This is a genomic window from Aeromonas sp. R4-3, from assembly GCF_040908275.1.
Taxonomy (GTDB): domain Bacteria; phylum Pseudomonadota; class Gammaproteobacteria; order Enterobacterales; family Aeromonadaceae; genus Aeromonas; species Aeromonas rivipollensis.
The window spans coordinates 144728-169450 of sequence record NZ_JBFODK010000035.1; the positions used below are offsets into that span (position 1 = coordinate 144728).

Below are 24723 nucleotides of genomic sequence, written 5' to 3' on the forward strand. Positions count from 1 at the left end.
TGGGTTTAGCCCCGACTCATCCTGATATCGATCTGCTGGTGGGGCAGAGGCATGCCGAGCTGGTTGAGTTTCTCCAGGATCAGCGAATGGACTTCATGAGTGATCGGCATACGGTGATCCATGTTGTTTACATAGAGCCGGATCTCGTAGATGAGGGCCGAGTCGGTGAACTCGATCAGGAACACCTCGGGGGTGGGGGTATCCAGCACCAGGGTGGACTCCTGTACGCACTGCTCCAGCAGCTGCTGTACCCGCTTGGGCTCCTGAGTCAGGCCGATGCGGATGCGCAGCTTGACCCGGGTGATGGCATCGGACAGGGACCAGTTGATGAACTGCTCGGTGATGAAGGCCTTGTTGGGGACTATGATCTCCTTCCTGTCCCAGTCCACGATAGTGGTGGCGCGGGTCTTGATCTTGGTGACTGTGCCGGTCAGATCGCGAATGGTGACGGTATCGCCGAGCCGGATCGGCTTCTCGAACAGTATGATGAGGCCGGAGACGAAGTTCGCGAAGATCTCCTGCAGACCGAAGCCCAGACCCACCGAGAGCGCCGCCACCAGCCACTGGGTCTTGGACCAGTCGATGCCGAGCATGGAGAAGCCGGTGAGGGCGCCGATGAGGATCACCAGATACTTGCTGACCGTGGTCAGGGCGAAGCCGGTGCCGGGGGAGAGGCTCAGGTGCTGGAGCAGGGTGAGCTCCATCAGCCCCGGCAGGTTGCGGGCGGTGACCACGGTCAGGATGAAGGCGAAGGCGGTCAGCATCAGATCCTGCAAGGTGATGGCGGAGAGCTGCTCTATGCCGGCCACCTTGCTGCTCACCTGCCACACCTCGATGCTGCTGAGGAAGCTGAAGGCCGAGTTGAGATCCGACCATTGCACCACCACCAGCATGGTGAAGCCCAGCATCAGCAGGGTGCGCACCAGCCCCAGCGACTGGGCGCTGATGGTGTCCAGATCCAGCTCGGGCTCCTCCACCACGTCCGGGATCTCGGAGCTGAGATCGTCCTCGTCACGCTCCCGTTGGGCCAGGATCTCGGCCCGCTTGCTCTTGGCGCGATCGAAGGCGAGGCGGCGGCGCTGAATCAGCATCCAGCGATGGGCCAGGTAGTAGACCAGCAGGCAGCCGAGTCCCGCCAGCAGGCTCAGCTCCAGCTGGCGCAGCAGGATGCGGGAGGTGTAGAAGTAGCCAAACAGGGAGCCCAGCACCGCCAGCAGGGGGGCCAGCATCAGGCTGTTCCAGATGAAGTGGTGCAGCAGGTGGGGCTTGGTCATGTCCGCCTGGCCCCAGGTGAGCGGCAGCTTCTCCCGGTTGAGGCGGGCGAAGAACAGCAGCAGCCAGAGGGCGCCGACGATGAAGGCGAGGCGACCCAGGGAGTCGTAGAAGGCGTGCTCCTGATAGCTGTTGGCCATGCCCTGCACGAAGAAGCTGGGGATCAGCACCAGCAGCAGGGTGCGGAACTGGCCCCAGACCCGCTGCACCGGCTCTTTCGGCCAGCGGAAATGGAGGATCAGGATCCCCTTCTCCAGGGTCAGATGGCGGGCGACCAGCAGCGCCAGCAGCAGGAACCAGATCTCGCCAAGGCCCCGGGCCACGGCCACCGCGAAGGGGTATTGCCAGGCGCCGTCCAGCAGGCCGCGCATCATCAGCACCATGGCGGGCAGCGGCAGTGCCGCGAGCAGGGAGCGCACCAGCAGCCGGCTGGTGAGGCTGAACTTGTCCTGAGTCACCTTGCCGATGCGCGGGGCTATGTAGTGGCTGTACTGCACCAGGTGGCGCCCCAGCTTGGCCCAGCACCAGGCCAGCACCAGCAGACCGAGCCCCGCCAGGGTCAGGGTCATGGGGTTGTTCTCCACTATGGCCCTGGGCAGTTGCAGCCAGTTGACGGGATCGAGCAGCAGGCTCAGCGCGGTGGGCACGCCGAGCAGGACGGCCGGGGTGAGCGGGCGCACGTCCGGCATCCAGAACAGGTGGCTGGCGCTGATCTCGCGGATCTCGTCGATCTTGCTGTTCTGACGGCTGTAGAGCAGCTTGAGCCGGGTCTGCTCCTGAATGAGGGTATCTGAGGCGTCGTTGAGCCGGGTCAGCAGTTGTCGTCTGGCCTTGAGCAGGTTGTCGAGCACGGCCTGCTGGGCCCTGTCCAGGGTGATCTCATCCCCGCTGAGCAGGTTGTTGCGGATCTGCACTGTATCCTTCAAGGCATCCTGCTCTGTCTCGTACTGGTACTTCGCCATGCGCGCCTTGACGATGTCGGACTCCAGCTTCTCCAGGGGGAAGTAGTTCGGCAGATCGGCCAGCTTGCTGCGCAGGTTTTCGCCGTAGGCGTTGCTTATCTGCAGCCATTCCAGTTGCTCGCGCACCGAGTTGACCAGATCGTTCAGTCCTGACAGTGAGGTGTCGATGCCGCGCTGCTCGTCCTGTACCCGTTCTATCTGATCTTCCAGGGCGCCGAGTTGCAGGGAGAGCGCCTGGTTCTGCTGTTGCTGCTCCTGCAGCAGGGGCAGATCCGAGGTGAGCTGCCGGCGCAGCCGCTCGCTTTCCGCCAGCGCCTGCTCCGTTTTTTCCCGCCGCAGCTGGTTTTGCTGGTTGAGCAGGCTGTTCTGCCACTCATCTTCGTCTGTGATGGCGAGATTGAGCTCCTGCAGCCTGAGTTTGCCGAGATCGTTGCGCTGCTGGGCGGAGAGCTGCTCCAGCTCCAGCATCTGGATCCGGTCAGAGAGGCTCTGCTCCTTGAGGCGGGTGGCCAGTTGCTGGGCCTCCTGCAGGCGATCCGACTCGTTGCTGAAGCTCAAGCGATCGAGCTGGGAGCGGGTCTGCAGCAACTGCTTGCGCAGCTCATCGACCCGCACATGGTACTCCTGGCCCGTGCTCTCCAGCTGGTTGAGGCTGTCGGTCACCGCCTGACGCTCCTTGCGCAGGTTGATCTGGCGGTTGCTGCTCAGGCCAATGGCCTGGCGCAGTGCCTCTTCTTTGAGGGAGGAGAGGGGCGGGCGGGACTGGGGCTGATAGTTGTGCAGGCTCTCCTTGAGGCGGGCCGACTCCTTGGGGTAGTCGATGAGGATCTGCTGATAGGCCTTGCCCTGCTCCCGATAGCGCTGGGCATCCCGGGCATACTGCAGCGCCTGCTGATAGCTCTCCCGCAGTTGCTGGTTCTCGGGGCTGTCGGTCTTGGGGACGCTTTGCAGCAACTCTTCCACCTGAGTGACGGCATCATCGGCCTGGGCAGCGGAGAAGGGGAGCAGGCTGAGACAGAGCATCAGGCAGAGCAGGCGTTGCAACATGGCGCACGTTTCCGTTCATGAGAAGTCGCCTTAGCCTAAAGCAGGGGCAGGGGTGGGTAAAGCCTTCCACATTAATGATCTGCAACATAAATAACGGGTGATCCGGGTCTTGTTTGGCTATTATTCTGGCCGTTCCCCTCCCTTGAGCAATTTATGTCCACTGTCGATCTGGGCACGGCCCCCCTCTCTCGCCTCTTCCTGCGTTACGTCACCCCGACGGTGGCCGCCATGCTGGTCACCGGCGTCTATGTCACCATAGACGGCATCTTCGTCGGTCATATCCTGGGCCAGGACGGCCTGGCGGGCATGATGCTGGCCTACCCCATCTGCGCCGTGCTCTATGCGGTGGGGGCGCTGATCGGCATGGGCTCCTCGTCGCTCGCCTCGTTTTATCTGGGCAAGGGGGAGCAGGCAAAGGCGCGTCACATAGTCGGCAATGCGCTGGTGATGGTACTCATCGCCTCCGCCGTGCTCGCCTTCATCGGCATCCGGTATGGCAAGGAGATGCTGACCTGGATGGGGGCCGAGGGGGTCATCTTTGACGCCGGTTTCGCCTATCTGCAGTGGTACGCCTGGCTCGGGGTCTTTGCCGTGCTCTCCATGGCGTTCACCGCCCTGCTGCGCAACGACGGGCGACCCGGCCTCACCACCTGGATCCTGGTGGGGGGCGGCGTGCTTAACGTGTTGCTCGACTACCTCTTGATGGCGGTGATCCCCTGGGGGCTGGCGGGGGCGGCCATCGCCACCATGCTCTCCCAGGCGGTGACCGGGGGCCTGTGCCTGTGGCACTTCTTCACCCCGCGCAGCCAGCTGCGCATCCGCCTGGATACCCTGGTGCCGGACTGGCGGCTGATGCGGGAGACCCTGCGACTCGGGGTGTCGAGCTTCCTGATGTACCTCTATCTGTCTGTGGTGCTGGCGCTGCACAACAAGGCGCTGCTGTCGGTCGGCAGCTCCCTGCACGTGGCCGCCTACGGGGTCATCAGCTACAGCGAGGCCTTCTTCTATCTCATCTTCGAGGGGATCGCCATGGGCATCCAGCCCATCGCCAGCTTCAACGCCGGGGCGGGCAACTGGCAGCGGGTGTTGCGGGTGCGCAACCTGGCGTTAGGAGTGACTATGGTGGTGGCACTGTGCGGCATGATCCCGCTCTATCTGTGGCCAGAGGCAGTGGTTTATCTGTTTGCAGGGGACAATGCGGCCCTCTTGCCGGTGGCCAGCCTCGGCATCTGGCTCTACTTCTGGGGTCTGCCCATGGAGGGGCTGCTGCTGGTGGGAGCGACCTACTTCCAGGCCATCAACCGGGCCCGCATCGCCTCCCTGCTCACCGGGGGCAAGCTGGTACTGATAGGCGGTTTCCTGTGGGGCTTCTCCTCCCTGTGGGGGGTGGCCGGGGTCTGGCTGGCGCTGCCTACTTGCAGCACCTTGCTGGTGCTGGTGATGTGGCGGGCCATGGGCAAGGAGGCCGGGCAGCATGCCGCAGCCCCGTGATTAGCGCCCTCTCTCCATGAACGACAAAGGCAGCCCAGGCTGCTTTTGTCGTTTCGTGCTGCCCGGATCAGGGCTTGAAGGTGCCGATGAAGATGGCGGGGTCGACGCGGGCATCGTTGAGGCTGACGTTCCAGTGCATGTGGGGACCTGTGGCGCGGCCGGTGGCGCCGACCCGGCCGACGATGCCACCGCGGGGCAGGCTCTGGCCCAGGGTCACGTCGATTTTGGACATGTGGCAGAACATGCTGATGAGCCCCTGGCCGTGGTCGACGAACACCGTATTGCCGTTGAAGAAGTAGTTGCCGATCAGGATCACCTTGCCGGCGGCCGGTGCCTTGATGGGGGTGCCGGCACCGACCGCGAAGTCGAGGCCGGAGTGGGGGTTGCGCTCCTCGCCGTTGAAGAAGCGGCGCAGCCCGAAGGGGCTGGAGAGGGGGCCGTTGACCGGCTTGTCGAACAGCAGGTTGCTGGGCTGAATAGGACTGAAGGTCTGGTAGGCCTTGTTTTGTTCGGCCAGCTCACGGTTGATGCGCGCCATGTCCTCGGCCAGCGGATTGACCTGGCGGCTGTTCTTCAGCTTGATGTGCTGCTCGCGATAGTGCTTGTTGCCGACGGTGAAACCCAGGGTGCGGCCATCGCTCACCTGCAGCTGATGGGGGCCCGCCTGGCTCTTGAGCGGAATGCCGACGATGGCAATCCAGTGCCGCCCCTCTTCGCGCACCACCAGCACAGGTTTGTCCAGATAGCGAGCGGCGGGCGCCTTGGGCCCATCCCCCAGCGGCACCACGGCCACGCCCCCCTGCACCGGGTGGTTGAGCAGGCGGCTGATGAAGCCGGGTTCGGCATGAAGGGAGGCGCTGCCGAGCAGCAGAAGGAGGAAGAACAGGCGGCGCATGGTGGCTCCATCGAATAAGGCGGTGAGATCAAAAGGGGGAAAATGATGCCACATTCTTGCCCGGCTGTCCGTCACCTCGGGCCATGGCGCCGGAAAGGGAGTCGTACGGCGGCGGGATTGAGAATCCTGTGCTATTTACTAATATGTCACTAAAGGTGTCTTTGAATGGCACCTATGGCGGCAGGCAGTAAGGCACTGGCAGGAGAAAAGCAGTCGCCAGCGACATCCAGGGACAGGTGGAGGTTGTGATGAAGACGAAGGCTCTCTTGATACTCGGACTCACCATGGGGATGTCGGCACCCGTTGCCGCCTTCAACGGGGTCATTACCATCAATGGTGAGGTGACCGCCGGGACCTGTGCCATCGCGGTCAATGGCGGTACGGCGTCGGCGACCGTGACCCTGCCGACCGTCAGCACCAATGCGCTCGGCAGCATAGGCCAGACCGCGGGGGCGACAGGCTTCAACCTCGCCCTCACCAGCTGCCCGACCACGGGGTCGGTGCGGGCCTACTTCGAAAACATCGGGGTGGAGCAGACCACGGGCAACCTCAGCAACAAGGCCGTCGCCTCGGGCGGCAAGAACCCGGCCCAGAACGTGGAGGTGCAGATCCTCTCGGCCAACAGCACCCCCATCGATCTGAGAACCAACACAGGCAACAACGTGCTGGTCAACTTCAGTGCCACCGGGGGGGCCACCCTCTACTACAGCGCCCAGTACATAGCCACAGGTGCCGTCGGCGCCGGTCTGGTCTCGGCGGATCTCATCTACTCCCTGGACTACCACTGAGCGCTCAGTCATGAAGGCGCTTCGTATCCATAGGCCCCGCAGGGCGGGGCTGAGCCTCATGCTCTGGTGCGTGCCGCTCCTGCCTTGGCTGGCCTGGGGCCATGTCCAGATCTCGGGTACCCGGGTCATCTACCCGGCCAACGCCCGTGAGGTCACCCTGGAGCTGACCAACAAGGGGAGTACCCCCTCGCTGGTACAGGTGTGGATAGATGCGGGCGATCGCCGCATCCGGCCCGGCGCCGAGGCGCTCCCCTTCCTGGTAACCCCTCCGATCACCCGCATCGAGGCCCAGCGTGGCCAGTCCCTGCGTCTGGCCTACGTGGGGCAGGGGTTGCCCCAGGATCGCGAATCGGTGTTCTGGCTGAACGTGCTGGAGGTGCCGCCGAGCGTGAAGTCGACCCAGGCGGGTCAGAATCTGGTGCAGCTCGCCTTCCGCTCCCGGATCAAGATGTTCTACCGGCCATCCGGGCTGCCTGGCAATGTCGAGCGCTCCGCCCGGCAGTTGAGCTGGCGCCTGATCCGGCAGGGAAGCGGTTACGCATTGCGCGCCAGCAACCCCAGCCTCTATCACGTCAGCATCAGCAATCTGGAGCTGCAGGCGACGGCGTCGAAGCGCTACAGCAACTCAAGTGGTGGCATGGTGGCGCCGGGGGGCAGCTTCGATTTTCCCCTTGAGCAACTGTCCGGGGCCGTCGATGCCAAGGCCGTGACCTTCTATTGGCTCAACGACTATGGTGCCCGCGAGGTGGGCCAATTCGTCTTCAATTGATTCCGGAAGATGCCGGAGCTGGACTCTGGGTTCGGCGCTCCCGGTGCACAGGCCGGCGCTGAGGGGGAGCTATACAGTGACAGCCAGAATGCCCCTCTCTTGCTGCCTTCATGCCACCGCCCTCTGGTACGCCGGTTGCTGTCTCTCCCTGTTTCTCTGGTGCCCCCTTGCCATGGGGGACGAGGTGGCCGGGCAAGCGGTCAGTCCACCCGCTGACATCGAGTTTGACAGCCGCCTGCTCGACAGCCTGGGGGTCAACATCGACCTGGCCCGCTTCTCCCGTGCCGACTTCATCCCCCCCGGGCGCTACCAGCTCGACATCACCATCAATGGCAAGGAGAGAATAAGCCAGCAGGTGGAGGTGAGAGCGGGGCAGGAGCCCGGGACGCCCCTGTTCTGCTTTCATCCTGATCAGCTGACGCAGTGGGGGCTCTTGGTCGACAAGCTCCCCAATCAGGCGTCGGTGCGGCAGCAACTCCAGGGCGACTGCATCGAGGTGGGAGCCCTGGTGCCGGGGGCCAGCTTCACCTTCGATCTGGCCAGCCTGAGCGGCGCACTCAGCCTGCCCCAGGCTTATCTCGGTCAGATCAGACGTGACTATGTGGGGCCTGAGCAGTGGGTGCAGGGGATCAATGCGGCCTTCGTCGGCTATAACGCCAACCTTTATTACAGCGAACAGGAGAGCATAGGGGAGCCATTGAGCAGCAGCATCAACCTCAACACCGGCATTAACCTAGGTGCCTGGCGCCTGCGCCACAACGGCTCCTGGCAGGGCAACCAGGGGGGCGGCTATCAACCCCTCAACAGCTATGCGCAGCGGGATGTCACCTCCCGCAAAGCCCAGCTGACCCTGGGGGAGTACTTCACCCCGGGCGACAGCTTCGACAGCGTGCCCTTCACCGGCGTGCAGCTCGCCAGCGATGACGCCATGCTGCCGGATTTCGAGCGGGGCTTTGCCCCCGTGGTGCGCGGGGTGGCCCAGAGCAATGCCAGGGTCACCATACGGCAGGGCAGCGCCCTCATCTATGAGACCCAGGTCGCCCCCGGCGCCTTTGCCATCGACGATCTCTATGCCACCAGCTTTGCCGGTGATCTGGATGTGACCATCACGGAGGCGGATGGCAGCGAGCGCAGCTTCACCCTGCCGTTCTCCTCCGTGGTGCAGATGTTGCGAGACGACACTTCTCGCTTCAGCCTGACCCTGGGACGCTATCGCAATGATGCGGGGCCCGATGGCCCGAATTTTCTGCAAGGCACCTACAGGCGTGGCTTCTCGGATGCCCTGACCCTGTATGGCGGAACCATAGCCGCCGAGGATTACGGCGCCCTGCTGGGGGGCGCGGCCATGGGCTCGGACTACGGCGCCCTGGCTCTGGATGTGACCGGCTCCTGGGCGCGGGCGTTGCCCGCCAGTGCGAACGTGCCTGATTCCCTCGCCGGTCAGAGCTATCGCCTCACTTACAGCAAGCAAATGGAGAGGACCCAGACCTACTTCACCCTGGCCGCCTATCGCTTCTCCAGCGAAGGCTATCTCGACCTCAACGACGTGGCGGCGATACAGACCCAGGCGCTGGACAGGTTGCAGCGGGAGCGCAATCGCTTCCAGCTCAACATCAACCAGCCGGTGGGGGAGTGGGGGGATCTCTACTTCAACGGCATTCGCCGCGACTTCTGGGGGGGCCAGGGGGAGAGCAGCAGTTTCCAGCTCGGTTACAACAGGGGGTTCGACTGGGGCAGCCTGACCCTGTCGGCCAGCCACTCCCTGGAGGAGGGGGTGGGGGATCAATACGTGCTGAGCCTCAGCATCCCCATAGGGGACAAACTGGGGGCGCCGCGTCTTGGCAGCACCCTCTCCTATCAGGAGGGGCAGGGTGCCAGCGCCAGGCTGGATCTCAACGGGGGCTCCCGGGATGGGCGCTTCTATTACGGCGTCTATGGCAATCAGAGCCGGGGAAGTGACAACTCGGCCCTGAGCTATGGTGCCAACCTGCAGTATCAGACGGCGGCCACCCAGCTGGGGTTGAGCACCAGTCAGGGGGAGGGTTACGCCCAGTATGTGGCCTCGGCCAAGGGGACCCTGCTGGTCCATGAGGAGGGCTGGGTGCTGGGGCAGACGCAAGGGGAAACGATGGCGCTGGTGGAAGCCAAGGGAGCCCAGGGGGCCAGGGTCAGCCACGGGATCGGCAGCGAGGTGGATGGGGATGGCTATGCCGTGCTGGCCGGGCTCAACCCCTATCGCACCAACATCATAGGCCTGGATCCCGGCGGCTTGCCGCTGGATGTGGAGATAGATGGCAGCGCCCAGATGGTGGCCCCGCGTCGGGGGGCCATCGTCAAGCTGGCGTATGAGACCCATGTCGGTCAGCCCTTGCTGCTCAAGGCCGTGCGTCAGGATGGCAGTGCGCCGCCCTTTGGTGCCGAGGTGGTCGATGGTCGCGGCGACGCCGTGGCCGTGGTCGGCCAGGGGGGGCTCATCTTCGTGCGTGGTGAGCAGGGGACCCTCCATGTCCAGTGGGGCAAGGAGTGGGATGAGCGGTGCCGGCTCGATTATCGGGTCCCTCGGCCGGATCCTGCCATGCCCTATCAGCAGGTCGCCGCCCGCTGCCTCACTCCGGGAGCAAATTCATGAGAGACAACATTGATTGCCATGGCTGGCGCTGGGCCCAGGAAGGGTACGCCGTGCTGTCATGGCTGGCGCTGGGCTCTCTGTTGTGGTGCTCAAGCAGCGAGGCCGCCCTGAACCTGATGCGTACCCGGGTGATCTATGAGGGGAGCACCGAGGCCAGGCTGATGGTACGCAACGACGGCCACGAGCCCAGCCTGCTGCAGGCCTGGGTCGATGGCGGCAATGAGCAGCAGGGACCGGCCGATGTCTCGACCCCCTTTCTGGTGGTGCCGCCCATGATGCGGCTGGGGCCGCAGAGGGGGCAGGTGCTGCGCATCCTTGGCGCGGATCTGAGCCGGCTCCCCCGGGACAGGGAGTCCCTGTTCTGGCTCAATGTCCTCGGACTGCCCCCCAAGACGCAAGCCTCGCAGGCGAGCGTGCAACTGGCTTATCGCACCCGCATCAAGCTGTTCTACCGGCCGGCCGGATTGGCGGGCTCCCCGGCCGAGGCGGTTAGCCGGCTTGGTTGGCAGGGGCAGGCGGGGGGCGGACTCAGGGTCAGCAATCCTGGCCCCTTTCACATCAGCCTGAGCGAGGTGCTGCTGAGCGGGCAGCTCCTCGCCTGGCGCGAGGGCGGGGTGCTGCCGCCTTACGGTTCCCTCTCTCTTCCCATGGCGGGCGCCGTACCGGCGAGGGCCCGCGGGCGGCTGCGCTGGATAGACGACGATGGCAATTATCATGAGCAGGAATTTGTTCTGGGCAGGCATGGAGGAGAGCGGGATGAGTGACGGCGTCGGAAACCTGGGCCTGCCTTCCTTGCTGTTGGCGGCACTCCTGCTGGTGGCGGCTTCATGGCCAGGCGAGGTGCAGGCCGTCAATGGCCAGTGCACCAGTCCCTTCGTGGCGACCGGCGCCATCACCGCCGATAGCGGTCTCTATCAGCCCGGGGGAACCAGCGGTCCCACCTCCTTCTCGACCACGGGCACGGCCACCTGTGATTGCACCGGGATCTCGGTGGGGCTGCTGATGACAGTCTATTACCAGGGAACCACCAGCCTGCCGACCCTCTCCGATCCTCTGGGGACCCTTATCAAGCTCAACCCCTATTTCGGCCTCAAAGTCGAGTTCAATGCGGCAGGGAATTATCGGACTATACCCTTCAACGCGACCAGCAGCGGGTTGCTGGCCGTCTGCATCGGTAACCTGTTGAATCTGGCCTTGGGCGGGATTGATGTTAACGGCGGCCGTTATACCCTGAAACTGCTCAAGGGGGTCACGGGTACCCAGACCTTCAGCGGCACCGTCGCCCACCTCTTCGTGCGCCGAGCCAATGCACCGGACACCAGCCCGGTCAATGCCTTCAGCACCCTGGCGATGAACATCAGCGTCACCTCGACGCCGACCTGCCAGTTCCCCGCCGGCACCAGCATCCCTATCGATCTCGGCGCCGTGGCGCAGAGTGCCTTCGTCGAGGGGGAGATCCCGAGGGGCTATGCCCCGCGCAGCGTCAATGTGAGCGTGACCTGCAGCCAGATCCCGAGTGACTACCTGGTGCCGCTGCAATACAGCTTCGGTGGGGCGCTCAGCAGCCAGAATCGCTTCGTCACCACCAGCCTGGCCGGGGTCGGGGTGGGCATGGTCGAGCAGGATACGCTGACCCCTATTCCATTTGATACTGCCATCGCGGTACCCTACTCGGCGGCCAGCCACAACACCCAATATCAGGTGAGGCTGTATCCGACCCGGTTGCCGGGTCAGGTGGTGCGCCCCGGTGCTTACACGGGCACCATCATGGTCACGGTGAGCGTGCCCTGATGACAGGGTTTTCTGCCCCTATTTTCGACGAGGTCAATGATGAACAGTGACAGCGCCCTGCGCCGCGAACCCAGACGCCACACCATAGGGCAGGGCTGGATCTGGATCCGCACCGGGTTCGACATCTTCAACAAGGGCATGGGCGCCAGCGTGGCCATGATAGTGATCTGGTTCCTGGTGGGCATGTTGCTGGAACAGCTGCCGGCGGGGGGCTTCATCTCCCAGCTGCTCTACATGGTGTGGGGGGCCGGTTGGGTGGCGGTGGCCCGTCGGGGCTATGAGGGTCACCCCCTGCAGTTTGCCGACTTCTTCTCCGGTTTTCGTCATCGGCTGACCCCGCTGATGCTGGGGGGGCTGATGGTGCTCGCTCTGTTCATGGGGATACTGCTCATCTGCGCCTTCATGCTGCATCAGTGGGGCCTGACCGGCCTGCTCTCCCAGGATCCGGAGACCCTGACCCTGACGCCCGAACAGGCGCAGGGGTTTCTGCTCTGCCTGTTGCTTGGGCTGGCCTTGCTGGTGCCCGTGCTGATGGCCATCACCTTCGCCCCCGCCCTTATCTTCTTCCATGGCGTGGGAGCCTGGCAGGCGGCCCGGCTCAGTTTCAAGGGCTGTATGTGCAACATGTGGCCCTTCCTCTGGTGGGGGCTGCTGGGGGCAGTGCTGATTTTCTTTGGTGCGCTTTTGATGCTGGTGGGTCTGCTGGTGGTGCTGCCGGCCATCAACTACTCCATCTACGCCGCCTATCGGGACATCTATGTGGACGAGGAGGCTGCCGACGACGGCGAGTCGCCGGTCAAGGCGTTTGGCTTCGAGGCATAAGCCGACACAGGAATGACAGGGGCCGACAGGCCCCTTTTTCATGGGCCTTCAGCGGGCCTGCCACAGGGGATCGTCCGCCATGCGCGCGATCAGGAAGTCGAGGAAGCTGCGCAGCAGGGGGGACATCTGCTTGCGGGTGCCATAGACGGCATGGACGCCGAGCTGCTTGGGCTGCCATTGGGTCAGCAGAGGCACCAGGGCGCCACTCTCCAGGTGGGCCTGCACCGAGTAGGCTGGCTGCAGGCTGATCCCCGCCCCATCCAGGGTCGCCGCCAGCAGCAGGTTGGAGATGTTGGCGCTGAGGTTGCCGCTCACCGGCACGGATTCGGGGCCATCGGGCCCCTGAAATTCCCACAGGCTCTTGCCGAAATAGGTGTAGGTGAGGCAGTTGTGCAGGGCCAGATCCTGCACTTGCTGCGGCGGCGCATGACGGGCCAGGTAGGCGGGGCTGGCACACACCACCGAGTGGCAGGTGCCAAGGCGGCGGGCCACCAGGTTGGGATCCAGATCGTTGGTGATGCGCACCGCGAGATCGATGCGCTCCTCCACCAGGTTGACGGTCCTGTCCAGCAGCAGGATATCGATGGCCGTCCCGGGGTAGCGAGCCAGGTAGTCGTCCGCTGCCTGGACCAGCAGGGCTTCGGAGAGGGAGTAGCTGCTGGTGATGCGCAGTTGCCCCTTGGGGGCCTCGTCACTGCGGATGGCCAGGTGCTCCATCTCTTCCCCCAGTGCCAGCATGGCCCTGGCCCGGTTCAGTGCCTCTTCCCCCGGCCCGGTCAGGCTCAGCCGACGGGTGGTGCGGTGCAGCAATCTGGCCCCCATCCAGCGCTCCAGCTCGGCCAGATAGCGCGACACCATGGCGCGGGACATCTCCAGTTTCTCTCCGGCGCCGCTCAGGCTGCCCTGTTCGACCACGCAGACGAAGACCCGCAATGCGGTCAGTCGATCCATGCTCAGCACCTCTATATGCTCGATTTGTGCAACAGTGATGTGCTTATTATGCGGTATTTGCGCTGAAAAGTTTGCAATAAACTGTGTCCATTCGATGACCACTTACCCACGAGGCATACCCATGAACACAGTACTTCGCACCTTGACCCTGGCCACCACCCTGCTCGGTGGCGCCGCCCTGGCGAGCCCCCTGACAGTGACCGTCTACAACCCCGGCGACAAGGCCATCTTCCCCGTCTCCTCCGAGCTGGTGACAGGCGACAAGGAGGCCATCCTCATCGACGCCCAGTTCGGGGTCAATGACGGCCAGGCGCTGGTGGATCTGATCAAGCAGAGCGGCAAGCGACTGACCACCGTCTACATCAGCGGCGGGGATCCCGACTTCTACTTCGGGCTGGAACCCATCAAGGCAGCCTTCCCCGACGTCAAGATCCTGGCCAGCCAGCACGTGGTCGATCACATCAAGCAGACCAAGGATGCCAAGCTGGCCTATTGGGGCCCCATCCTCGCCGAGCAGGCACCCAAGAGCCTGATAGTGCCGCAGGTGATGACGGCCTCCCACCTGACCCTGGATGGCGAGAAGATCGAGATCAAGGAGATGAACACGCCGAGTGCCTATCTCTGGGCTCCTTCCATCAAGACGGCGTTTGGCGGCGTGCCGGTATACAGCGGGGTGCACGTCTGGATGGCGGACAGCCAGACCAAGGCGGCGCGGGCACAGTGGATGCAGGCCCTCGACGGCATGCTGGCCCTCCAGCCTGAGCGGGTCATTCCGGGGCATTTCCTGGGGACAGAGCCCAAGGGCACCCAGGCCGTGACCTTTACCCGTGACTACGTCCAGCGCTTCGAGCAGGCGCTGGCCAGCGCCAAGCACAGCGATCAGCTGATCGACGGCCTGAAGAAGGCGTTCCCGTCCCTGCCGGTGGACGATGGCCTGGCCATAGGTGCCAAGGTCAACATGGGCGAGATGAAGTGGTAATGGCCTGAGTCCTTTTCCCTGTGTTTTTTTGCCGGGCATTCATTGCCCGGTTTTTTGATCAATTGCCGAGGAGCACGCAGATGAACGACACCACACTGCACTATGTCTATGACCCCCTCTGTGGCTGGTGCTATGGCGCCGCCCCCCTGCTCGAGGCCGCGGCCGGGATCCCGGATTTGCAGATAGCGCTGCATGCGGGTGGCCTCTGGCTGGGCCAGCGCCGCCAGCAGATGGGCCAGGCCCTGCGGGACCATGTCCGCCCCCATGACGAGCGGATCCAGGCCCTGACCGGCCAGCCTTTCGGTGAGCGCTACTTCAACGAGCTCTTGCTCAGCGACGGTCTCTTCCTCGACTCCGAGCCCCCCATCCGGGCCATCTTGGCGGTCACCGAACTGGGGGGCGATGGTTTGAGCCTGCTGCATCGTATTCAGCAGTCCCATTACCTTGACGGTCAGTGGGTAGGCGATCAGGCCCGTCTCGCGCTGCTGGCGCAGGAGCAGGGCATCACGGCGAAGGCGTTCGCCCAGACCTGCCAGAAGGTGGATCTCGCCGGGCATCTGGCCCAAAGCCAGGGCTGGCTGCGCCGGCTCGGCGGACAGGGATTCCCGACCCTCGGGCTGATGCGGGGGGGAAGCCTCATCCCGCTACCCGTCTCCTCATTCTTGGGGGAGCCGCAAGCCTTCGCGAGCCATCTCGCCGCCCTGATGGCGGCCTGATCCTGGCCATGCCCGGGTTTGCCGCATCGGCCCCTGGGGTCAGGGCAGCGGGGCAGACCGGGTTGGTGGGGCAGGGGAGACAACTCCCCGTTTCGGGCTTCCCTTGTCCCCCGCACCGTTCTTGGGCATGCTAACGGCCTCTTTAGATTGGCAGGATGCAGTACCTATGAACCTTCGCGATCTCGAGTACCTGGTAGCGCTGGAAGAGGAGAAACATTTTCGCAAGGCGGCGGAGCGCTGCTTCGTCAGCCAGCCGACCCTGAGCGGCCAGCTGCGCAAGCTGGAAGATGAGCTGGGGGTGATCCTGATCGAGCGCACCTCCCGCAAGGTGTTGTTTACCCCGGCCGGCGATGCCATGGCCCTGCAGGCCCGCAAGGTGCTCAAAGAGGTGCGCGAGCTCAAGAGCATAGGCCAGCACTTCGCCGAGCCCATGTCCGGCGAGATCCACATCGGCTTCATTCCCACAGTGGGCCCCTATCTCTTGCCCCACATCATTCAGGATCTGCGGGAGCACTTCCCCAAGCTGGAGTTCTATCTCTACGAGGAGCAGACCCAGGTGCTGCTCAAGCGGCTGGAGGAGGGGGAGCTGGATTGTCTGGTGCTCGCCGAGCTGGAGGGCATGGACGGCTTTGGTTCCATCCCTCTCTATCAGGAGCCCATGTGGCTGGCGGTGCCCCAGCATCATCCGGAAGCCAGTGCCAGGGCGGTGCCGCTTGGCAATCTCAAGGGCAAGAAGTTGCTGATGCTGGCCGACGGTCACTGCCTGCGGGATCAGGCGATGGGCTTCTGTTTTGCCGCCGGTATAGGCGAGGATCAGCGCTTCAAGGGCACCAGTCTCGAGACCTTGCGCAACATGGTGGCGGCCGGCAGCGGCATGACGCTGGTGCCCAGGCTGGCGGTGCCCGCCAACGCCGAGGAGGGGGGCGTCAGCTATCGTCCTGTGATAGATCCTGTGCCGGGGCGCACCATCTCCCTGCTCTATCGCCACTACTCGGTGCGCCGCCCCTGCTTCAATGAACTGGCCTCCCGCATCTCTGCCCTGATGAAGGGGCTGCTCGGCTGAGGGGCAGATAAAAAAACCGGCGCCAGGGCGCCGGTTTTTTTTTGCCTCAACGGGCAGCTTAGAAGATGTCGTCGGTGGAGACGGGGCCATCGCTGCTGGAGCCATCGCCGCCGTAGACCTCATTGCCATCGGAGAGCTGGCTCGCATAGCGGGTCGGTTCAGTTCCTTCCTTGAAGAACTCCTCCATGCTGGCGCCATCGGCACGGTTGGTCAGCAGACCCGTCTCCCGATCGATGCGTACCTGCATGATCCCTTCGGGGACCGGCATCTTGCGCTCGGGCACTTGCTGCAGGGCCGTCTTCATGAAGTCGATCCAGATGGGCTGGGCGGCGCCGCCACCGAATTCGGCTCGGCCGAGACCGCGCTGGTGGTTGTCAAACCCTATCCAGGAGGTGGCCACCAGATTCGGGGTGTAACCGGAGAACCAGGCATCCCTCGATTCGTTGGTGGTCCCCGTCTTGCCCGAGATGTCGTGACGCTTGAGGTCACGGGCCGCGCGCCAGCCGGTACCACGCCAGCCATTGCCACCCCAGATGGCGGTGGTCAGGGTGTCGGTGATCAGGAAGGCGCTCTGGGCACTGATGGTCTGGGGCGCCATGTTGTTGGGTACGACAGGGTCAATTGGGCACTGGGCCTTCCAGTCAGGGACAGTGTTGGCGTAGGCATCGGCGCTGTCGAGCCCGGCGGCGGCCAGCACACCGCAGTCGCGGCAGGCGGCGGCCGGATTGGCCTGATACAGGGGAGTGCCAAAGCTGTCGGTCACTTCGGTGATGAAGTAAGGGGTCACCTGGAAGCCGCCATTGGCAAGCACCGAGTAGCCGCGTACCACTTCCAGCGGGGTGAACTCTGCGGCCCCCAGGGCCAGGGATTCGTTGGCGGAGATGTGCTCGCGGGCGAAGCCGAAGCGGGTCAGGCCATCGATATAGGTATCCAGCCCGATGGCGCGCATCAGCCGGACCGACATCACGTTCTTGGACTTGGCGAGGCCAAGGCGCAGTGTGGTCGGGCCCTCATAGATGGCCGGCGAGTTCTTGGGCTGCCACATGGGGCCCTTGGCGGGATCCCACTGGTTGATCGGGGCGTCGTTGATGAGGGACGCCAGGGTATAGCCCTGCTCCAGCGCGGTGGCATAGAGGAAGGGCTTGATGTTGGAGCCGACCTGGCGGCGAGCCTGATCGACCCGGTTGAACTTGGAGATCTCGAAGCTGAAGCCGCCGACCAGGGCCTCGATGGCACCGTCCTGCGGGTTCATGGCGACTAGAGCGGCATTGACGTCAGGGATCTGGGAGAGCAGCAGCTCTTCCCCTTTCTCCCGCACCCAGATCTGGGCGCCGACTTTCAGCACGTCCCGTGCCGATTTAGGCGGATAGGTCTGGCGATCGTCGGTGATGAAGGTTCGGGCCCACTTGATGCCGTTCCAGCCGAGTTCGGCCTGCTTGCCATTCTTCAGCACCAGGGTGGCGCTCTTGTCACCGACCTTGGTGACCACGGCCGCCATCAGGGGTTGGTAGGTCGGTTGCTTGGCCAGGTGGGCCATGATCTGGTCGTAGTCCCAGGCCGCTTCACCGGCCTTCCACAGCAGGGCGGTCGGGCCGCGATAGCCGTGGCGGGTGTCATAGTCAAAGACGCCGTCCAGCAGCGCCTGGTGGGCGGCGCGCTGGCGCTTGGCGGTGACAGTGGTGTAGACGTGCAGCCCCATGGTGTAGGCATCTTCACCAAACTGCTCCACCATCTTCTGGCGCACCATCTCGCTCAGGTAAGGTGCATTGAGGGTCGTCTCGGCACCGTGATAACGGGCCTTGACCGGCATCTTGGAGGCCTCGTCAAACTGGGCCTGGGTGATCTTGCCGGTCTCCAGCATGCGGCCCAGCACCACGTTGCGGCGTGCAAAGGCGCGCTCCGGCGAACGTATGGGGTTCAGCATGGAGGGGGCCTTTGGCAGCCCGGCTATGATGGCTATCTCGTCCAGGGTCAGATCCTTGACGTCTTTGCCAAAGTAGACCTGGGCGGCGGCGCCGACCCCGAATGCCCGGTAACCCAGGGGGATCTTGTTGAGATAAAGGGTGAGGATCTCATCCTTGGAGAGATTCTGCTCTATGCGCCAGGCCAGGAAGACTTCCTTTATCTTGCGCACCAGAGTCTTCTCGTTGCTCAGGAAGAAGTTGCGCGCAACCTGCTGGGTGATGGTACTGGCGCCCTGGCGGGCCTGGCCGGAGACGGCCCAGACGGTGGCGGCCCGGATGATGCCGATGGGGTCTATGCCCGGGTGCTCATAGAAGCGGGCATCTTCGGTGGCGAGCACGGCATCTATCATGGACTGGGGAATTTCATCCAGCCGCAACGGGATACGACGAATTTCGCCAAATTGGGAGATCAACTCCCCATCCCGGCTGTACACCTTCATCGGGGTGGCCAGTTTGACATCGCGCAGGGCGCTCACATCCGGCAACTGGGGCTTGATGTAGAAGTAGATGCCGATGAGGCTGGCAACACCCAGCACTGCACCCAGCATCATGACAATAAACAGGCGAACGAGCCATTTCAGCATGGAAGAACTACCAATCGTCTTAAAATTAGCCAACGGGCGCAGAGTATAGCCTTTTTACCCTCGCGGATTCGAGGTTTTCCTGTCCGGGGACATCGACCTCGAGAAGAGGCGGGAGGGTAGCATTCCAGGACGCAATTACCAAGGGGGCCGCAATCAAGGCCGAAAGGAGAGCAGCGTCAACTTTTGACATAAACTTTATGACATTGATAGTTAGAGCATTATATTGAGTTAAGTCATCACCTCGTGATGCGCTGTCCTACAATAAGTCCTAAAACCCAATAACGCATGGATGTGTATATGTTTGGGCTATTAAGTAAGGGATCCCTCCTCTCCTTGGCGGGCATTGATTTTGGCAGTCAAACCATCAAGGCCGTCACCCTCAGCGGACGTCCTGGCAAGGTGCATCTCGAATCGGTTGCCGAGATCCCCATGCCCAAGGGCACCCTGGTCGATTATCAACTGCAGGACATTGAACGGGTCAGCCAGTCCCTCAAGTCGCTCAAGCGGCTCATTCAAGGGGATTGTCAGCAGGTGGCCACGGCCGTGACAGGCTCCAATGTCATCACCAAGGTCATTCAGGTTGATGCCAACATCAACGAGAACGAGCTGGAGAACCAGGTTCACCTGGAGGCAGAACAGCTCATTCCCTTCCCCCTCGATGAGGTCAGCCTGGATTTCGAGATCCTCGGTCTGACGGCCGACGAGAGCCGCCAGGAAGTGCTGCTGAGCGCGGCGCGCACCGAGAGCGTCAACGGCCGGGTCAGTGCGCTGACGGAGGCTGGCATGAATACCATGGTGGTGGACGTGGGGGCCCATGCGCTGGGACGTGCCGTGCTGGCCTGTCTGCCCGAGCTGCAAACCTGGGACAAGCCGGTCGGCATCGTCGATATAGGCGCCAGTGCCATGACCTTTGCCGCCCTGCTCAGGGGGGAGGTCGTCTATTCCCGCCTGCAGAACTTCGGTGGCGATCAATACAGCCAGGCCCTGGCCTCTTTTTACAGCATGAGCCTGGAAGAGGCGGAGCTTGCCAAGGTTCAGGGCAGCTTGCCTGCCGACCATGAGGTGGATGTGTTGTTGCCCCACCTCAGCACGTTGGTGTTGCAGGTCAGGCGCAATGTGCAGCTCTTTTGCAGCTCGTCCGGCAACAAGGAGTTGTCAAAACTGGTGCTGACGGGAGGGGGCAGTCTGCTGCCAGGTCTCGTCGGGCAGCTAGGCAGCGAGCTCAACTGTGAAGTGCTGCATCCCGACCCCTTCGCCTTGTTTGGCAAGCCCAGGGGGGAAGGAGGCCTCATCCATGGGGCCAAATACATGGCGGCATTCGGTCTGGCACTGCGGAGCTTCACACCATGTCAAATATAAACCTCCTGCCCTGGCGGCTGGCCAGGGCCCAGCGCCAGAAGAAGCAGTTTGGCATCATGATCGGCCTTTTTCTGGCGGCCACCGCCTCCCTAGCCTTTGCCGTCGACTGGCTGGTGCAGCAGCAGATCGGGTATCAGCAGCAGCGCAACCAGCGTCTGCAGCAGGAGATGGCCACACTCGATACCCAGCTCGGCGAGATCCGGCTGCTCAAGGAGCGCCGCAAGGAGCTGATCGATCGGATGCAGCTTATCGAGCAGTTGCAGACAAGGCGTAACATACCGGTACGCCTGTTCAATCAGTTACCCGTACTGGTGCCCAATGGGGTCTATCTCAATACCCTGGCCTTGCAGGCCAACAGAATCGATGTCAACGGCAAGGCCGAAGCCTATGGCCGGGTTGCCAGCATGATGAGACGCATCGATGGGTCTGGCTGGCTGGGACAGTCTCAGCTCAGCACCATCTTCACGGCAGACGTGGCGCCCGTGGCCCTCAGCCAGTTCTCCATGATGTTCCAGATTGCCGGCGTCGCTCCGGTCGCGACTAAGGGGCAACAATGAACCTGCAACAGCTCAATGACCTGGATCTCAATGACATCGCGCGTTGGCCGAAAGTTGCCAAGGGGATCTTCATACTGTTTTGCTGTGCCCTGCTGGGTGGCGCCATTTACTACTATGTGATTGCCAACTCCCTGACAGCCTTGCGGCAAGAAGCCGCTAAAGAACAGGAGCTGAAGGCCCAATTCGAGAGCAAGGCCATGCTGGCCGCCAACCTGGAGGCGTACAGGAAGCAGATGGTGCAGCTTGAACATTTGGTGGATACCCAGCTCAAGCAGTTGCCCAATACCCATGAGGTGGCGGGGCTGCTGGATGACATCAGCTTCATCGCCACCGATAACGGGCTCAAATTGAACAGGATCAACTGGGAGGCAGAGGTCAAACACGAATTCTCGACCGAACTGCCCATGCGCATCGAGGTGGTGGGCACCTATCACGAGCTCGGCAAGTTCACGGCAGACATGGCCGCGTTGCCGCGCATCGTGATCCTGGAGTCGTTTCAGCTCAATCAAGGCCGGGGCCAGGACGAGTTGATAGGCATGTCCATGCAGGCCAAGACTTACAAGTACAACGGTAAAACCCTGGAGCAGAAGCCATGAGCATGAGAGTGATCGGACTCCTCTTGCCGGTGCTGTTGTTGACGGCCTGTGGCGGACAGGAGGACATGGACGAGTACGTACAACAAACCAAGGCGAGGAAACCCATCCCGATCGAGCCCTTGCCGGAGATAAAACCATTCTCCCCCATGGCCTATCAGCGCAGTGATCAACGTAGCCCCTTCATTGAACCGCAACCAGAGACCAGCTCCAGGGTGGATGCCAAGACCAAGCCGGACTGTGCCCAGATAGTGGCCAGTCGGGAGAAGGAGGTGCTGGAGCGCTACTCGCTGGCCAGTTTGAGCATGAAGGGATCCATCGGCAAACAGGGACAGTTGTGGGCACTGATCAGGACCCCGGACGGGCAAGCCGTGCGTGTGGGGCTCAATCAGTACATGGGGCTGGATCAGGGAAGAGTCATCAAGATAACGAATACCCATGTTGACTTGATGGAAACGGTACCGGATGGCAAAGGATGCTGGGTCACCCGAGAAACTCAGCTGGCCATGGCCAATCTCGACGCAAAACTATGATCAGGGATGAGCAGAGATGAGAACAACAATAAGAAGGATGGGGGGGGTGGCGCTGCTGTGGCTGGGCGTATGCACTCAGGTGTGGGCGGTGCCGGCGTTGCAGGAGGTCAAGGTGAATCCGCTGCTGGCCGATCAACTCTTGCTGGAGCTGAGCTTCAGCGAGCCAGTGAGCGGATTTACCGACAGACTGTCGTATGAACCCAATCAGCTCCTGTTGCACGTGCCGGGCGCCATAGGGGCGCTGACGGTCAACCCGCTGCCCATCAAGCAGCAGGGGGTGGACAACCTCAAGGTGGAGGGCAAGGGAGAGGGGCTGGATATCAAGATAGCGCTCGATCAGCTGACCCCTTATCAGGTCCATCAACAGGGCAACAAATTGCTGGTGTCATTGGGAGAGAAGGCCGGCCAGCCGGTGGCTGCGACGACGGTCTCTCCAACTGCCAGCCCGTCGGCCCTTGTCAGGAGCCAGCCTGTTACCCAGTCTGCGCTGATTGATACCCAGCGGGTCGCCCAGAACCAGTCTCAGTACCAGCCCGCGGCTGTCTCCTCTCCCGTGGCGGCTCCCGCCCCTGTTGCTGCCAGCAAACCCGTGTTGTCCGTCTCGCAGGCGAATACAGGCGGTGCTTATTTCAACTCGGTCAAGGGGGTGGATTTTCGCCGTGGCAAGGAGGGACAGGGGGAGTTTCTGGTGACCCTGGACAACAGCTCGGCGGCAGTGGATGTGAGCAGCCGCGGCCAGAAGGTGCTCGCCAAGTTCCACGGTACCCGGATCCCGGATGATCAACTGAATCTCATCAATGTGCAGGATTTTGCGACCCCGGTCTCCCAGGTGGAGGTGTTCCGCCAGGGCAATGACACCCTGTTTGAGCTCTCGGTCAATGGCCAGTTTGATTATCGCTACGACCAGGCCGACAAGATGTTCATCATAGAGGTGAAGAAGCGGGTCGCGACCACGACAGCGAAACAATATCAGGGCAAGCCAATCTCGTTGAACTTCCAGGATATTCCTGTTCGGACAGTGCTGCAGATCATCGCCGACTTCAATAATCTCAATCTGGTGACCACGGATTCCGTCTCCGGCAATATCACGCTGCGTCTCGATGGTGTGCCCTGGGAGCAGGCGCTCGACATCATCCTCAAGGTCAGAGGGCTCGACAAGCGGCTGGACAACAACATCCTGCTGGTGGCCCCGGCAGAGGAGATTGCCGCACGAGAGAAACAGCAGCTGGAGAGCCGCAATCAGGTAGCCGATCTCGCGCCGCTCTACACCGAGTATCTGCAGATCAACTATGCCAAGGCATCCGAAGTTGCGGCCCTGCTCTCTTCCGAGAGCACCAAGCTGCTCTCTCCCAGAGGGGCGGTGAGCGTGGATGAACGCACCAACGTGCTGGTGGTCAAGGACACGGCGGATGTCATCGGCAACGTCAAGCGGATGCTGGACATCCTCGATATCCCGGTCAAGCAGGTGGTGATCGAGGCGCGTATGGTGACCATAGACGACGGCTTCGATGAGGCCCTGGGGGTGCGTTGGGGGGTGACCAAGACGGATGGCCATGGCAACGGCACCTCGGGCACCATAGAGGGCAATGATGGCGCCGGCAATAATGATGGCAGTTCCACCATCACTCGCCCCGGCGTGGAAGACAGGCTCAACGTCAACCTGCCGGTGACCAATGCCGCCGGTACCCTGGCCTTCCAGGTCGCTCGTCTGGCCAATGGCACTCTGCTGGATCTCGAACTCTCCGCCCTTGAAAAGGAGAGCAAGGCCGAGATCATTGCGAGCCCTCGCGTCACCACGGCGAACCAGAAGCCAGCCCTGATCGAGCAGGGGACAGAGATCCCCTATGTGGAGTCTTCGTCCAGTGGGGCGACCTCGGTCACCTTCAAGAAGGCGGTGCTGAGTCTCAAGGTCACGCCACAGATCACCCCGGACAACAGGGTCATTCTGGATTTGACCGTGACCCAGGATACCAAGGGGGAAACCGTCCCGACTGGTACCGGGGATGCGGTCTCCATCAACGCCCAGTCCATCACCACCCAGGTGCTGGTCAACAACGGCGAGACCCTGGTGCTGGGCGGCATCTATCAGCAGACCATCAAGAGCGACGTCAGCAAGGTGCCGCTGCTGGGGGATATTCCCGGTCTGGGTTACCTGTTCAAGAAAACCACCAGCGAGAACAAGAAGCGTGAACTGCTGATCTTCGTGACCCCGAGGATAGTCACCGACGCCCTCTGAAAACTTTACATGTGAGGGTAAAACACATATAACCTTACGCCCCGATGAGGCTGGGGCGTAAGGGCTGCGGTTGCCAGTCCTGGTTTCTATTGAGATAATCCCCCTCCTGATCCATCGCAAGATAAGGTTCATAGGTACCCCGGTCGAGTAGTTACCGGGGCCATACAGTTTGTAATTACTAACGAAAAGACATGGCTGAGAAACGCAATATTTTCCTGATAGGTCCCATGGGTGCGGGCAAGAGCACCATAGGTAGACATCTGGCAGAACAACTGCACATGGAGTTTTTCGACTCAGATCATGAGATTGAGCGCCGCAGTGGTGCCGATATCGGCTGGGTGTTCGATGTTGAAGGCGAAGAGGGTTTCCGGATCCGCGAAGAGAAGGTGATCGGTGAACTCGCCGAGCAGCAGGGTATCGTGCTGGCAACGGGCGGCGGCGCCATCAAGAGCCGTGAAACCCGCAACAAACTCTCTGCGCGCGGCATCGTGGTCTACCTCGAAACCACCATTGAAAAGCAACTGGCGCGTACCCAGAGAGACAAGCGTCGCCCCTTGTTGCAAACCGAAGAGCCGCCCCGCGAAGTGCTGGAGCGTCTGGCCCTCGAGCGCAACGCCCTGTATGAAGAAGTCGCAGACTTTGTCATCCAGACGGATGATCAAAGTGCAAAAGTTGTAGCTAATCAAATCGTTAAGTTGATTGGTATGTAATCAATAGAGGAC

At 62.4% G+C, this 24723-nt stretch carries 20 protein-coding genes; 16 read left to right on the plus strand and 4 right to left on the minus strand.

What is annotated here, in order from left to right:
* Positions 1–5: 5 nt before the first annotated feature.
* Entirely contained in the window at positions 6–3281 is a 3276-nt protein-coding gene (gene mscM, locus AB5Y91_RS12520) for a miniconductance mechanosensitive channel MscM (protein WP_368169923.1), read from the minus strand.
* Positions 3282–3434: 153 nt separating this feature from the next.
* Here mscM and AB5Y91_RS12525 point away from each other — a divergent pair, with 153 nt between their 5' ends.
* Complete coding sequence (locus tag AB5Y91_RS12525; RefSeq protein ID WP_368169924.1) at positions 3435–4772, plus strand: MATE family efflux transporter; 1338 nt, start codon at positions 3435–3437, stop codon at positions 4770–4772.
* 67 nt (positions 4773–4839) lie between these two features.
* Here AB5Y91_RS12525 and AB5Y91_RS12530 read toward each other — a convergent pair whose 3' ends face one another.
* Entirely contained in the window at positions 4840–5667 is an 828-nt protein-coding gene (locus AB5Y91_RS12530; protein WP_368169925.1) for a peptidoglycan DD-metalloendopeptidase family protein, read from the minus strand.
* 248 nt (positions 5668–5915) lie between these two features.
* Between AB5Y91_RS12530 and AB5Y91_RS12535 the strand changes: the two genes are divergently transcribed.
* The 6 genes from AB5Y91_RS12535 to AB5Y91_RS12560 all read left to right on the plus strand — a co-directional run bounded on the left by AB5Y91_RS12535 (position 5916) and on the right by AB5Y91_RS12560 (position 12466).
* Positions 5916–6455, plus strand: coding sequence for a fimbrial protein (locus AB5Y91_RS12535; RefSeq protein ID WP_025326137.1), 540 nt, complete (start codon positions 5916–5918; stop codon positions 6453–6455).
* A gap of 70 nt (positions 6456–6525) precedes the next feature.
* Positions 6526–7224: a fimbria/pilus periplasmic chaperone gene (locus AB5Y91_RS12540; protein ID WP_368169926.1), complete on the plus strand. Its 699-nt coding sequence runs from the start codon at positions 6526–6528 to the stop codon at positions 7222–7224.
* Positions 7225–7300: 76 nt separating this feature from the next.
* Positions 7301–9853 (plus strand): fimbria/pilus outer membrane usher protein, encoded by a 2553-nt coding sequence (locus AB5Y91_RS12545; RefSeq protein ID WP_368169927.1) that lies wholly within the window; start codon positions 7301–7303, stop codon positions 9851–9853.
* Positions 9850–10617, plus strand: coding sequence for a molecular chaperone (locus AB5Y91_RS12550; protein ID WP_368169928.1), 768 nt, complete (start codon positions 9850–9852; stop codon positions 10615–10617). Before AB5Y91_RS12545 ends, AB5Y91_RS12550 begins: the two co-directional genes overlap by 4 nt.
* A complete protein-coding gene (locus tag AB5Y91_RS12555) occupies positions 10610–11644 on the plus strand; it encodes a fimbrial protein (protein ID WP_368169929.1) in 1035 nt (344 codons plus the stop codon). The genes AB5Y91_RS12550 and AB5Y91_RS12555 overlap by 8 nt, the downstream gene beginning before the upstream one ends.
* 39 nt (positions 11645–11683) lie before the next feature.
* A complete protein-coding gene (locus AB5Y91_RS12560; protein ID WP_290072158.1) occupies positions 11684–12466 on the plus strand; it encodes a BPSS1780 family membrane protein in 783 nt (260 codons plus the stop codon).
* Positions 12467–12514: 48 nt separating this feature from the next.
* Here the strand turns inward: AB5Y91_RS12560 and AB5Y91_RS12565 are convergent, their stop codons facing one another.
* A complete protein-coding gene (locus tag AB5Y91_RS12565; RefSeq protein WP_368169930.1) occupies positions 12515–13417 on the minus strand; it encodes a LysR family transcriptional regulator in 903 nt (300 codons plus the stop codon).
* A gap of 121 nt (positions 13418–13538) precedes the next feature.
* Between AB5Y91_RS12565 and AB5Y91_RS12570 the strand changes: the two genes are divergently transcribed.
* The 3 genes from AB5Y91_RS12570 to oxyR all read left to right on the plus strand — a co-directional run bounded on the left by AB5Y91_RS12570 (position 13539) and on the right by oxyR (position 16175).
* Complete coding sequence (locus AB5Y91_RS12570; RefSeq protein WP_368169931.1) at positions 13539–14396, plus strand: Vmh family MBL fold metallo-hydrolase; 858 nt, start codon at positions 13539–13541, stop codon at positions 14394–14396.
* Between the two features lie 80 nt (positions 14397–14476).
* Positions 14477–15112 carry a DsbA family protein gene (locus AB5Y91_RS12575; protein ID WP_368169932.1) on the plus strand — a complete coding sequence of 212 codons (636 nt, stop codon included), beginning with the start codon at positions 14477–14479 and terminating at the stop codon, positions 15110–15112.
* 166 nt (positions 15113–15278) lie between these two features.
* Entirely contained in the window at positions 15279–16175 is an 897-nt protein-coding gene (gene oxyR / locus AB5Y91_RS12580; protein ID WP_111910335.1) for a DNA-binding transcriptional regulator OxyR, read from the plus strand.
* Between the two features lie 58 nt (positions 16176–16233).
* On the opposite strand, the gene AB5Y91_RS12585 is transcribed toward oxyR, so the two are convergent.
* Positions 16234–18723: a penicillin-binding protein 1A gene (locus AB5Y91_RS12585; protein ID WP_368169933.1), complete on the minus strand. Its 2490-nt coding sequence runs from the start codon at positions 18721–18723 to the stop codon at positions 16234–16236.
* Between the two features lie 297 nt (positions 18724–19020).
* Between AB5Y91_RS12585 and tapM the strand changes: the two genes are divergently transcribed.
* The 6 genes from tapM to aroK all read left to right on the plus strand — a co-directional run bounded on the left by tapM (position 19021) and on the right by aroK (position 24711).
* Positions 19021–20082 (plus strand): PilM family type IVa pilus assembly protein TapM, encoded by a 1062-nt coding sequence (gene tapM / locus AB5Y91_RS12590; protein ID WP_162627200.1) that lies wholly within the window; start codon positions 19021–19023, stop codon positions 20080–20082.
* The gene (gene tapN / locus AB5Y91_RS12595) at positions 20070–20639 is read left to right on the plus strand and encodes a PilN family type IV pilus biogenesis protein TapN (protein WP_106887549.1); all 570 of its coding nucleotides are present in this window, start codon (positions 20070–20072) and stop codon (positions 20637–20639) included. Before tapM ends, tapN begins: the two co-directional genes overlap by 13 nt.
* Positions 20636–21235, plus strand: coding sequence for a PilO family type IV pilus biogenesis protein TapO (gene tapO / locus AB5Y91_RS12600; RefSeq protein ID WP_368169934.1), 600 nt, complete (start codon positions 20636–20638; stop codon positions 21233–21235). Before tapN ends, tapO begins: the two co-directional genes overlap by 4 nt.
* Before the next feature lie 2 nt (positions 21236–21237).
* Positions 21238–21765 (plus strand): pilus assembly protein PilP, encoded by a 528-nt coding sequence (locus AB5Y91_RS12605; protein WP_025326151.1) that lies wholly within the window; start codon positions 21238–21240, stop codon positions 21763–21765.
* A gap of 16 nt (positions 21766–21781) precedes the next feature.
* The gene (locus AB5Y91_RS12610) at positions 21782–24001 is read left to right on the plus strand and encodes a type IV pilus secretin PilQ (protein ID WP_368169935.1); all 2220 of its coding nucleotides are present in this window, start codon (positions 21782–21784) and stop codon (positions 23999–24001) included.
* Positions 24002–24192: 191 nt separating this feature from the next.
* Positions 24193–24711, plus strand: a complete 519-nt coding sequence (gene aroK / locus AB5Y91_RS12615; RefSeq protein ID WP_005329951.1) for a shikimate kinase AroK — start codon at positions 24193–24195, stop codon at positions 24709–24711.
* Positions 24712–24723 lie beyond the last annotated feature (12 nt).